The organism is Thiobacillus sp. SCN 63-57 (genome assembly GCF_001725555.1).
Classification (GTDB): domain Bacteria; phylum Pseudomonadota; class Gammaproteobacteria; order Burkholderiales; family Thiobacillaceae; genus Thiobacillus.
The window spans coordinates 55480-65921 of the sequence record NZ_MEGP01000006.1 but is presented as its reverse complement, the minus strand read 5'-3'; the positions used below and the strand labels follow the sequence as shown (position 1 = coordinate 65921).

General features: G+C 65.1%; 14 protein-coding genes. 4 read left to right on the top strand and 10 right to left on the bottom strand.

The window, feature by feature from the left end:
- Nucleotides 1-216: oxidative damage protection protein (locus ABT23_RS03510; RefSeq protein ID WP_296631263.1), on the top strand; the 216-nt coding region annotated here is incomplete at its 5' end.
- A 66-nt stretch (nt 217-282) separates the two neighbouring features.
- Here ABT23_RS03510 and phoU read toward each other — a convergent pair.
- The 4 genes from phoU to ABT23_RS03490 all read right to left on the bottom strand — a co-directional run bounded on the left by phoU (nt 283) and on the right by ABT23_RS03490 (nt 3377).
- Nucleotides 283-984: a phosphate signaling complex protein PhoU gene (gene phoU, locus ABT23_RS03505; RefSeq protein WP_018509274.1), complete on the bottom strand. Its 702-nt coding sequence runs from the start codon at nt 982-984 to the stop codon at nt 283-285.
- Nucleotides 985-1055: 71 nt separating this feature from the next.
- The gene (locus tag ABT23_RS03500; RefSeq protein ID WP_296631260.1) at nt 1056-1559 is read right to left on the bottom strand and encodes a hypothetical protein; all 504 of its coding nucleotides are present in this window, start codon (nt 1557-1559) and stop codon (nt 1056-1058) included.
- Complete coding sequence (locus ABT23_RS03495) at nt 1556-2497, bottom strand: Nudix family hydrolase (protein WP_296631258.1); 942 nt, start codon at nt 2495-2497, stop codon at nt 1556-1558. The genes ABT23_RS03500 and ABT23_RS03495 overlap by 4 nt, the downstream gene beginning before the upstream one ends.
- 40 nt (nt 2498-2537) lie before the next feature.
- Nucleotides 2538-3377, bottom strand: a complete 840-nt coding sequence (locus ABT23_RS03490; RefSeq protein ID WP_296631256.1) for an ATP-binding protein — start codon at nt 3375-3377, stop codon at nt 2538-2540.
- A gap of 136 nt (nt 3378-3513) precedes the next feature.
- Here ABT23_RS03490 and ABT23_RS03485 point away from each other — a divergent pair, with 136 nt between their 5' ends.
- The 3 genes from ABT23_RS03485 to ABT23_RS03475 are packed head-to-tail and all read left to right on the top strand — an operon-like array spanning nt 3514 to nt 5974.
- Nucleotides 3514-4005, top strand: coding sequence for a c-type cytochrome (locus ABT23_RS03485; protein ID WP_296631253.1), 492 nt, complete (start codon nt 3514-3516; stop codon nt 4003-4005).
- A gap of 11 nt (nt 4006-4016) precedes the next feature.
- Entirely contained in the window at nt 4017-4982 is a 966-nt protein-coding gene (locus ABT23_RS03480) for a thiamine pyrophosphate-dependent dehydrogenase E1 component subunit alpha (protein WP_296631250.1), read from the top strand.
- Nucleotides 4979-5974 (top strand): pyruvate dehydrogenase complex E1 component subunit beta, encoded by a 996-nt coding sequence (locus tag ABT23_RS03475; RefSeq protein WP_296631249.1) that lies wholly within the window; start codon nt 4979-4981, stop codon nt 5972-5974. Before ABT23_RS03480 ends, ABT23_RS03475 begins: the two co-directional genes overlap by 4 nt.
- A 7-nt stretch (nt 5975-5981) precedes the next feature.
- On the opposite strand, the gene ABT23_RS03470 is transcribed toward ABT23_RS03475, so the two are convergent.
- The 6 genes from ABT23_RS03470 to ABT23_RS03445 form a co-directional block, all read right to left on the bottom strand.
- Nucleotides 5982-7286 carry a GAF domain-containing protein gene (locus ABT23_RS03470; protein WP_296631246.1) on the bottom strand — a complete coding sequence of 435 codons (1305 nt, stop codon included), beginning with the start codon at nt 7284-7286 and terminating at the stop codon, nt 5982-5984.
- Nucleotides 7283-7768, bottom strand: coding sequence for a hypothetical protein (locus tag ABT23_RS03465; protein WP_296631243.1), 486 nt, complete (start codon nt 7766-7768; stop codon nt 7283-7285). Before ABT23_RS03465 ends, ABT23_RS03470 begins: the two co-directional genes overlap by 4 nt.
- A 4-nt stretch (nt 7769-7772) precedes the next feature.
- Nucleotides 7773-8999 (bottom strand): bifunctional glutamate N-acetyltransferase/amino-acid acetyltransferase ArgJ, encoded by a 1227-nt coding sequence (argJ, locus tag ABT23_RS03460; RefSeq protein ID WP_296631240.1) that lies wholly within the window; start codon nt 8997-8999, stop codon nt 7773-7775.
- Between the two features lie 64 nt (nt 9000-9063).
- Entirely contained in the window at nt 9064-9222 is a 159-nt protein-coding gene (locus ABT23_RS03455) for a hypothetical protein (protein WP_245539322.1), read from the bottom strand.
- A 214-nt stretch (nt 9223-9436) separates the two neighbouring features.
- A complete protein-coding gene (locus ABT23_RS03450) occupies nt 9437-9775 on the bottom strand; it encodes a type 1 pili tip component (RefSeq protein ID WP_296631238.1) in 339 nt (112 codons plus the stop codon).
- Nucleotides 9776-9842: 67 nt separating this feature from the next.
- The gene (locus ABT23_RS03445; protein ID WP_296631235.1) at nt 9843-10442 is read right to left on the bottom strand and encodes a DUF938 domain-containing protein; all 600 of its coding nucleotides are present in this window, start codon (nt 10440-10442) and stop codon (nt 9843-9845) included.

Genomic DNA, 10442 nt, shown 5'->3' with positions numbered 1-10442 from the left:
CCGGTGCCGGGCGAGTTGGGCAAGAAGATTTTCGAGAACGTGTCGAAGGAAGCCTGGAGCGGCTGGCAGCGCCACCAGACCATGCTGATCAACGAGAACCGCCTCAACCTGGCCGACCCGCAGGCGCGCGGCTATTTGATGGAACAGATGGAGCGCTACTTCTTCGGCGGTGGCAATGTCGATGCCGCGGCAGGGTATGTGCCGCCCAGCAAATAAGGGATTGTCGCATAGCAAAACGGGCGCTTCGGCGCCCGTTTTTTTTGCCCGGCGCAGGTCCCCGGGCTACAGCACTTCCTTCTCGATCTCTTCCAGCGAAGTGTGGCGCACGTCCTTGCCCTTCACCATGTAGACCACGTATTCCGACATGTTCTTGGCGTGGTCGCCCATGCGCTCGATCGCCTTGGTGACGAACAGGATGTCGATGAACACCGAAATGGTGCGCGGGTCTTCCATCATGAACGTGATGAGATGACGCAGGTTGAGGCGGAATTCCTCGTCCACCGACTGGTCCTGCCGTGCAATCTCGACCGCTTTGGTGGCGTCCAGGCGGGCAAAGCCGTCGAGTGCCTTGCGGAGCATGTCGAGCACCAGGTCGGCCATGTATTTGACTTCGGAGAAGCGCGGCAGGCTGATGCGCTCGGCCTGATGGATCAGCCTGGCCATGCGCGCGATCTTCGCCGCTTCGTCGCCGATGCGTTCCAGATCGGTGATGGTCTTGACCACCATCATCACCATGCGCAGGTCGGAGGCCGTCGGCTGGCGGCGCGCGATGATGTGGGTGCAGTCCTCGTCGATGGCCACTTCCAGCGCATTGACGTTGTGATCGTTGGCGTCCACCTGGTCGGCCAGCTTCATGTTACCCTGGATGAGCGCCTCGATGGCGTTGGTGATCTGTTCCTCGACCAGCCCCCCCATTTTCAACACGTTGGCGCGCACGGCTTCCAGCTCGGCGTCAAACTGTTTATAGGTGTGTTCAGTTGGCATCGTGTTGACCCCTCAATAATCCACTTTTCATTATAGGCTGCGTATTATGACGCTTACATGTACGGAAGGTTTCAGCGCGTACTGAAGGGCAGTGCGTAATGCACCCCGTCAATCTCGAGGGTCAGGGTCCAGTCGCGTCGTCCGCTGACACATACCGGCAACGTCACGCTTGAAACAAACGTGCCGTTGTCGGACGGGTGCAGGTCATAGCGGTTGAATCCCATTTCCATGCCGTTCATCTGGAATTCGGCACTCACTCGCGACGCTCCGGGCGCGTTGACGCTGAACCGGAACGCTTCCAGCGGTTTGGGATGAGCCGAAAAATACGCCGTTACCGTGGCGCCGTGGTGGCTGAAGCGGCAGCCGGCAACCGGATCGGCACATGCGACAGCCTGCGCTTTGGCCGGGCGATTCAGCCAGTAGCCTGCCACCGCGATCGCTGCCAGCACGACGATCAACAGCAACGGCACCAGCACCCGCATGGGGTACGCCGCCAGACGTTCATGCCCTTCAGGGTGTTTATGCCCCTCAGGGTACTCGCCCTGCGGGCGGTCTTGGCGCAGCACCCGCTTCATGTCCATGCCCCGCGTAGCAGCGCCACGCCGTGGGCGCCGTGCGACTGCGCCAATGCCACGTCCTCGCGCCCCAGTCCGCCCAGTCCGTATACCGGAATGGGGCTGGCCGCGGCGAGTGTCGAGAAAGCGTCCCAGCCTAGCGTGGCGGCACCCGGGTGCGTCAACGTGGGCAATACCGGCGACAGCAGCGCGAAATCGGCACCGAGCGAAGCGGCATGCGCCAGTTCGGCGCCGTCGTGGCACGACACACCCACCCATTCGCAATCGGGGCGCGCCGTCAATGAGGCGGCTGCGGACGAATCGAGGTGGATGCCGTCGGCGCCGGCGGCGCGCGCCAGGTCCAGCGGGCCGTTGACCAGCACGCGTGCGCCATGCAAACGGGCGCGACGCACGGTCTCGCGCGCGAGGTGCAGGCGCGCCTCTTCCGGCAGCGTCTTGTCGCGCAGCTGGATCAGCCGCAGGCCGTTGTGGAGTGCTACATCCAGGCGGGCCAGGAACGTGTCCACGCCGAGCGACTCGGCGTGCGAAATCCCCAGCACCGTGGGCAGCGAGAGCGCCTTCACGATCGGGAAATTGGCCGGCAGCAGCGGCGTCACCTCAACGGCGTCGGGCAACTGCCAAGAAAACACCTGCCCCTCGTGCGGATGCGGCGTGCCCTGCCATTCGAACACGCGGAAAAAATTCAGCCGGACGGTGGCGTGGGGGTATTCGAATACGCGTGTGATCCAGCGACAGGCACGGGTGACGACGATCCCCAGTTCCTCGTGCAGTTCGCGCGACAGCGCGGCGTCCAGCGATTCGCCCGGCTCCACCTTGCCACCGGGAAATTCCCAGTAGCCCGCATAGGCCTTGCCGGCCGGCCGCCGCGCTAGCAGCACACGGCCATCGGGCTGCGTGATGACCGCAGCGGCGACTTCAGTGATGGGCACCGAGCTCATGAACGGTCCCACGCGCTGTCTTCGCGCCGTGTCGTGCGAGTCATTGCTTGCCCGCCCAGTCGCGCGCGAATTGCCACGCCACCCGGCCATTGCGCGCGCCGCGCCCGAGCGACCATTGCAGCGCGGCGCGTTCGAAGCGCTCGTCCGAAGGCGCGCCCAGCGTGGCGGCCCAGTGCCGCGCGATGGCGAGATAGGTGTCTTGGTCCATGCCGTGGAACGGTACCCACAACCCGAAGCGGTCGGACAGCGAGATCTTTTCCTCGGTCGCTTCGCCTGGATGCACTTCGCCGCCGAGGTGGCGGGTCTCGAGGTTTTCCGCCATGTACTCCGGCATCAGGTGGCGGCGATTGCTGGTGGCGTAGATCAGCACGTTGTCCGACGGGCCGGCCAGCGAGCCGTCGAGCGCCGCCTTGAGGCTGGCGTAGCCGGGCTCGTGCTCGGCAAAACTCAGGTCGTCGATGAAGACGATGAAGCGGTAATCGGCATCTGCCAGCAGGTCGAACAGATCGGGGAGCTGCGGCAATCCGGCCTTGTCCACTTCGATCAGGCGCAGGCCCTTGGGCGCGTACTTGGCATGCACGGCCTTCACCAGCGAGGATTTGCCGCAGCCGCGCGCGCCGGTCAGCAGCACGTTGTTGGCGGGCTTGCCGGTGACGAACTGACGCGTGTTGGTGTCGACCTGTTGCTTCTGCTCGTCGATCGCCAGCAGATCCTTCAGCGCCACGCGTTGCGGGTGCAGAATCGGTTTGAGTTCGCCCGTCTGCGCGGCCCAGCGCGCGGCGCGGACGGTTTTCCAGTCGAGGCCGTGGGCAGCGGCAGAACTGTCGAGGCGGTCGAGCAGCCGCTCGATGCGGGGAAGGAGGGTGGCGAGATCGGTCATCCGCAGATTCTAGCCGCTGGCTTAGGAAAAATTTAGGTTTCCGCTAGCAAAGACTTATCAACGCGCGTTCTGCAACCCGCCTAAGCTCCCTTCCGTCCGGATGCATGCGCAGCCGGCGAACCAGGAAGGAGCGAACATGAACACACCAATGAAAATCGCAGGGGCGCTGCTCGCCAGTCTCGTTTCCCTTGCAGCCTGGGCCCAGGGGGGTGACGCCGAAATCCGCCATGGCCGCTATCTGATCCAGACATCCGGATGCAACGATTGCCATACCCCGGGCTACATGCAGAAAGACGGCCAGGTGGCAGAATCCGAATGGCTGACCGGCGACGCGATGGGCTGGCATGGGCCGTGGGGGACGACCTACCCGGCCAATCTGCGTCAGCTGGTCCAGCAGATGGACGAGACAACTTGGCTGAAACGGGTACGTCAGCCGATGCGACCGCCGATGCCGGCCCCTTCGCTGCGGGCCATGAGCGATGCCGATCTCAAGGCGATCTACCATTATGTGCGCAGTCTCGGCGCAAAGGGTCAGGCGGCGCCGGCCTATGTGCCACCGGGTGGCCAGGTGGCCACGCCCTATCTCGATCTGACGCCGAAAAACCTGCCGGTGCAGGTGGCCCAATGAGCGCGGCCGGAATGACCAACGCTCTCCGCAGGCTGGAAGCCATGCTGCTGATCCGTGCCTATGAAGAGAAGCTCGTCGAATTCCAGCGCGGCGGCGCCCCCGGCACCTGCACCAGTGTCGGCCAGGAAGCCTGCGCCGTCGGCGTGGTCGGCGCACTGGAGTCGCGCGACTGCATTCTCACGAATCACCGCAGCGCGGCGCACCTGATCGCCCGCGGTGCCGATCCCGGCCGCCTGATGGCCGAAGTGCTGGGCCGCGTCGACGGGTACTGCGGAGGCCGCAGCGGCAGCCTGCACATTTCGGCGAAGGAGCTCGGCGTGGTGCTCACCTCGACCATCGTCGGCGGCGAGCTGTCGATGGCGCCCGGTGTCGCCCTTGCGCAGAAGATGGGGCAGGGCGAACCGGGCGGGATCGTTGCGGTGTTCTTCGGCGACGGCGCAGCCTGCGAAGGCATTTTCCACGAGGCGCTCAACCTCGCCGTGCAATGGCAGTTGCCGCTGCTGTTCGTGTGCGAGAACAACGACTGGCAGGCTTTCGTGCACCGCCGCGAGACCATGCCCGACAATGCGATCGCTGACTGGGCGGCAGGCCACGGGCTGCCGGTTGCGACAGTCGACGGCAATGACGTCGAGGCGGTGCATGCGGCCGCACGCGACGCGGTCGCGGCGATCCGTGCGGATGGGCAGCCACGTTTCCTGGAGCTCGTGACCTACCGATTGCGCGGGCACTTCGAACCCGACGATCAGGCCTATGTCGACGCTGACGAACTGGCGCGTTGGCAGGCGCGCGATCCCTTGCAAGGGCAGGCGGATCGACTGCTCGCACTGGGCGCCCTCGACGCGGCGGATCTGGTGCAGTTGCGCGACCGGGTCGCGGCGCGTATCGAGGCCGCGGCACGCTTCGCCCAGGCAAGCGCGTGGCCCGACCCGCGCACGCTTACCCATCATGTGTATGCCGAGCAAGGAGCCCGCTCATGACCCGAATGACGACCGAACAGGCGATCCATCAGGCGCTTGCCGAGGAAATGCAGCGCGATGAACGCGTGCTCCTGATGGGCGAAGGCGTCGCCACCAAGCGCCCTGACCTGGTGCAGGATTTTGGTGCGACACGTGTGCGCAATACCCCGCTGGCCGAGGCCATTATCGCCGGCACCGCAGTGGGAGCGGCCGCGAGCGGCCTGCGGCCGGTGGTCGACCTGCTGTTCGCGCCTTTTCTCGCCTATGCGATGGACGCGCTGGTCAACAGCGCCGGCAAGCTGCGCTACCTGTCGGGCGGACAGTTCGAATTTCCGTTGGTGGCGATGAGCATGACCGGCAGCGGCTGGTGCGTCGGTGCGCAGCACAACCACAACCTGGAAGCGATGTTCGCGCATGCGCCGGGGCTGAAAGTGGTGATGCCGTCGACCGCGGCGGATTTCAAGGGCCTGCTCAAGGCGGCCATCCGCGACGACAACCCGGTCGTGTTTTTCACCGATCTCGGCCTGCTGCATCAGGAGGGCGAGGTGCCCGATGTAGCCGACCATGTCGTCCCGCTGGGGCTGGCTGCCGTGCGCCGCGTCGGTGCCGATGTGACGCTGGTGAGCTATGCCAAGACGGTCGGGGTGTGCCTGCAGGCTGCCGAGCAGTTGCAGGCGCAAGGCATCGCGGCCGAGGTGATCGATCTACGCACGCTGAAGCCACTCGATGAAACGACGGTACTGCGCTCGCTGCGCAAGACCGGACGGCTTGTCGTCGTTACCGAAGCCAGCGGCCTCTGCGGCATGGCGGCGGAACTGGCTGCATTGGCAGCCACCCGGGCGTTCGATGTCCTGCGTGCGCCCGTTGTGCGGCTGACCGGGCCGGATGCGCCCGGCGCGTCCTCATGGGTGCTGGAACAGGCCGCGCTGCCGACCGTGGAGGCCGTGGTGGAGGCGGTGCAGGGCATGCTGGGAGAGGTCGCGGTCGGCCGCGAGGCGCTCGCGGCGTCCTGACGAAGGATCAGGCGCTGAGTTGCAGCGGTCGGCCGATGTTCAGCCGGAAGCGGCCGCGACCGGTTTTTTCCAGTGCGATCGTCGGGCAGCGCTCGGCGAGACGGCGCTGCAGCAAAATCAGGCGCGTCTCCAGGTTATCGCCGAAATCAGGCAGCGGCAGGCGCGGGTCGCGCCGCAGCTCGCGGTTGCAGAAATCGCGGCGACCGTTGTGGGCATGTTCGTTGAGCAGCGTCCACAGGATGCTGCCGGCCACGCCTTTGATGAGGTAGTCGTTGTCGATGAAGACGCTGTGGTCGGCGGCGAAGTAGCGCACCGCCAGCGGTGCGCCGGTCGGGCGCGTCGCGGGCTCGTCATGTGCGGGCTCGGCGTCGTCCGGCTCGCACGCGGCCTGCGTGACCAGCGCGGCGAGGTGGCGGGCGTAGATGACCAGCGCATCCTCGTCGGCATGGCTGAAGAAGGCGTCGTGTTCGCTTTCGGCGTAGAGCACGCCAAGGAGACGGCCGCCGTGGATGAGGGGGACGGCAATCCGACTGTGCGGATTGGCCAGCACCGGCAGCGGGATACGCGGTTCGGTCGCATGCGTTGCGCGCATCGCCGTCTGGTACGCATAGTCGCCCGTGCGGTAGTTGATGCGGATGGGAATCCGCTCGCGTGCAGCGACGCCGATGAGGCCTTCGCCGACTTTTACTTCCGCGCCGATCCCGGAATCCGGATAGCCCAGGCTTCCCAGTGTATAGAGTGCGGCGCCGGCCTCGTCCAGCATCAGCAGCAGCGCGTGGCGGATGCCGAAGCCGGCGGTCAGTGCGGCGAGTCCGCGGTCGGCCAGATCCGACAGATCGGTCGTGTCGCCCAGGCGGTCGAGCGTGCGCCGCAGGCTCAGAAGTGCATCGGATGGCGGCGGCGGGGGTGGGATATGGGGATCGACGGATTCGATGTCGAGCACCCGGTAGATGTCCGCACCGCGCAGCACGAACACCTTGTCCATGTGGGTCTGTGCCGCGATGCCGGCGAGCTGCGCCTTCATGTATTCGAACAGCGGACCTTCGGTTTCGGTGCGGATGTAATGCAGCTTGAGGCGGAAGTGGCGGAAGCTGCCGGGCTCGACCACCTGCACCTGTGCATAAGGATGCGCGAGCACGTTCTCGCGTGTCTTGCTGAAGAATTGATAGGACAGCGCCACGTGTTCGGCGTCGACGAAATGCACCTGCGAGGCATAGGCCACATTCGGCGTGCCGTCCTGGGCGCTGGTGGCGACGACGGCTGGAATCGCGCCGTCGAGGCAGGGCCGCAGCGATTCGAGCGAGATCTTCATGTACGCGCCAGCACACGCCCGGCGTCGGGTCCGGGCGTCTGGTCGAACACGATTTCCGGCGCGAAGCGCAGCGCCAGCAGGTCGTCCGTGGGCAGGAGCGCGGCCAGCGCCTGTTCCAGCCCTGCGCCGTAGCCCAGTCCTTTCAGTTCGTCGGCGAACGCTGCCACACAGCGTGCGCTGCATGCGCGCTGGGCCGCGCCAGTGGTCGCGCGCGTGGCCGCGGACGCCTTGAGTTGCAGGGTGGCATGGGTGGATGGGCGGCTGACCACCAGTGTGATCCCGCTTCCCGCGTCGACTGCGTCGATCACTGCACGCCCGCGGCTGGCCGACAGCAATACCGTCAGCGTTCGCCGGTCGCGCGCCACCATCACGCCCTGTGCCCGACACACGCATGGCCAACCGTCGCGGCCCACCGCACCGACGTTCATCGACAACGGGCCTTGCAGAAAGGCAGTCTGCTCGACGGTCAGCTGCACGCTCATGGCATCAGGTGCGGTACTCCGCGTTGATTTTCACGTAATCGTAGGAGAAGTCGCAGGTCCATACGGTGGCATTCACAGTGCCGCGATTCAGCGCGACGCGCACGGTGATCTCGGCTTCCCGCATCACCGCCGCACCCTGCGCCTCGGTGTAGCTGGTAGCGCGGCCGCCATGTTCCGCCACCAGCACGTCGCCGAGCCAGACCTTCAGTGCATTGACGTCGAGATCCGTCACGCCGGCATACCCGATGGCGGCGAGGATGCGGCCGAGGTTGGGATCGCTGGCGAAGAAAGCCGTCTTCACCAGGGGCGAGCGTGCGATGGCATAGGCGATCTGCTTGCATTCGGCGCGGTCGCGTCCTCCCTCGACGGCGATGGTCATGAACTTGGTCGCGCCTTCGCCGTCGCGCGCCATGGCCTGCGCGAGCTCGATGGCGACCTCGCTCAATGCCGTCTTCAGCGCGGCGTAATCGGCGCCGGTGGCGCTGGCGATTTCGGTATTGCCGGCCTGGCCGGAGGTGATGAGGATGAAGCTGTCATTCGTGGAGGTGTCGCCGTCGACAGTGACGCAGTTGAACGACACGTCGGCCACTTCTTTGACCAACTGTTGCATCAGGGACACGGCGATCGCTGCGTCGGTCGCGACAAAACCCAGCATGGTCGCCATGTTGGGGTGGATCATGCCGGACCCCTTGGCGATGCCCGTCACCGTTACTGCCTTGCCGCCGATCGATATCTGGCGCGAGGCGCCTTTGGCGACGATGTCGGTGGTCATGATCGCGTGCGCGGCATCGCTCCAGTGATTTGGCGCAAGGTCGGCCTGCGCGGCAGGCAGGGCCGGCAGGATCTTGTCGACCGGCAGCGGTTCCAGGATGACGCCGGTGGAAAATGGCAGCACGTTATCGGTGGCGCACCCCATCAGTTGTGCCACGGCGTCGCAGGTCTGGCGAGCCCGCGCGAGGCCTTCCTCGCCAGTCCCGGCGTTGGCGTTGCCGGTGTTGATCACCAGCGCGCGGATGTTTCCCGTCGCCAGATGCTGCTTGCACAGCGTGACCGGTGCGGCACAGAAGCGGTTTTGCGTGAACACGCCGGCGACCTGGCTGCCGGCAGCGAGCTCGATCAGCGTGATATCGCGCCGCCCCGGCTTCTTGATGCCGGCGGAGGCGATGCCGAGCCGTACGCCGGCAACGGGCAGCAGTGAGGCAGGGTCGGGAGCGGTAAGGTTGACGGGCATGGCGGCGGGGTAGGACGGAAAGCCGCTATTTTATGCCGGGCTTGCTGCAAATAGATGGCTGGGTCTACTGCGCGCGCCCCAGCAGTACGTTCAGCAGGCGGCGGAATCCCGGCCGCCATGGCCACACAGGGTCGAGTTCGATCGAGCGTGCCAGCGCGGCTAGCGCAATCAGCGCAAAGACGAGAAACAGCAATTCCGAGATGAGCTGACGCGAAGTAAGCATTCCCAGTGGCATGTCCAGAAAGCCGGGAACATAAAACAGACTGGCAAATGCTGCGAAGAGAAAAGCCGGGCCGAGATACATGGTGTTCGCAGTCAGGGTTGTTGTAAGAGGAAGGGCAGCAATCGTCGTGCCAGGAAATAAACACCATAAGAAACAAGGCGCTGGCTTGTTTGGGCCAACGCGGCGCAGCGCGATATGTAAATTAATTCGACAGCTACTTGTCCATGGGCGGCGCGGCCAGCTTGCGCAGGATCTCATGCGACAGCGAATAGAACTGCGGGGTGGGACCAAGATCCTCATAGATCGGATCGCCATAGTCGTCTTCGGCAATGATGCGGTTGCCCGGTATGTAGGGCATGGCAACCTCGAGTTCGTCGAGGGCGGCCCGGATCAGGTCGGCTATCAGTTGGGAGTCGCTGCAGTCGGGATACATCACGTGCAGCGCTTCGACGCGGGCGGCATCACGCAATGGCAAGTGAACCGTATAGGTGCGCGCATCCGGGTGCGCATGCCCCTCCTGGCCCCAGCGCTGGATCAATTCGGCGATGCGCATTCAAGTTCCCCAACCAGCTTCTTAATGGTTGTGTTATAGCAAAGCGCCCCGCAAGGCAAAGTGGAATTCAGTCCGCCATGCGCCACACCAGTGTGCGATTGTTGGCCGGCATGGCGATGTCCTGCTGCAGAAGCAGACCCTGCGAACGCGCCAATGCATCCACTGCCTCGAAATCGCGTACGCCCGAAGCCGGGTCGCGTGCCTTCAGCCAGGCGTCAAAGCGGGCATTGCTCTCCGACGTGTAGTGGCCGCCATAGTTGAACGGGCCGTATACCGTCAGGATGCCGCCGGCTCCCAGCACTGCGCCCACGCCCGCGAAGAATCTTTCCACCTCGGGCCAGCCCATGATGTGCAGGGTGTTGGCGGAAAACACCGCGTCATAGTGGCCGCTGCGCCAGGCGGTGTCGTTGACGTCGAGCGCCAGCGGCGGCAACACATTGGGCAGTGCGGCCTCTTCAAGCCAGGCCTGGATGCCGGAGTGATGCTGCGGCACGTCGGCGGTCTGCCAGATGAGATGCGGCAGGGCGGCCCCGAAATACACGGCATGCTGGCCGGTGCCGCTGCCGATTTCGAGCACATGCCGGCGATCGGCGAACAGCGTGCGCAATATCGCCAGAATGGGGTCGCGGTTTTGTACGCAGGATTCGGAAAAAGGCTTGTCGATCAA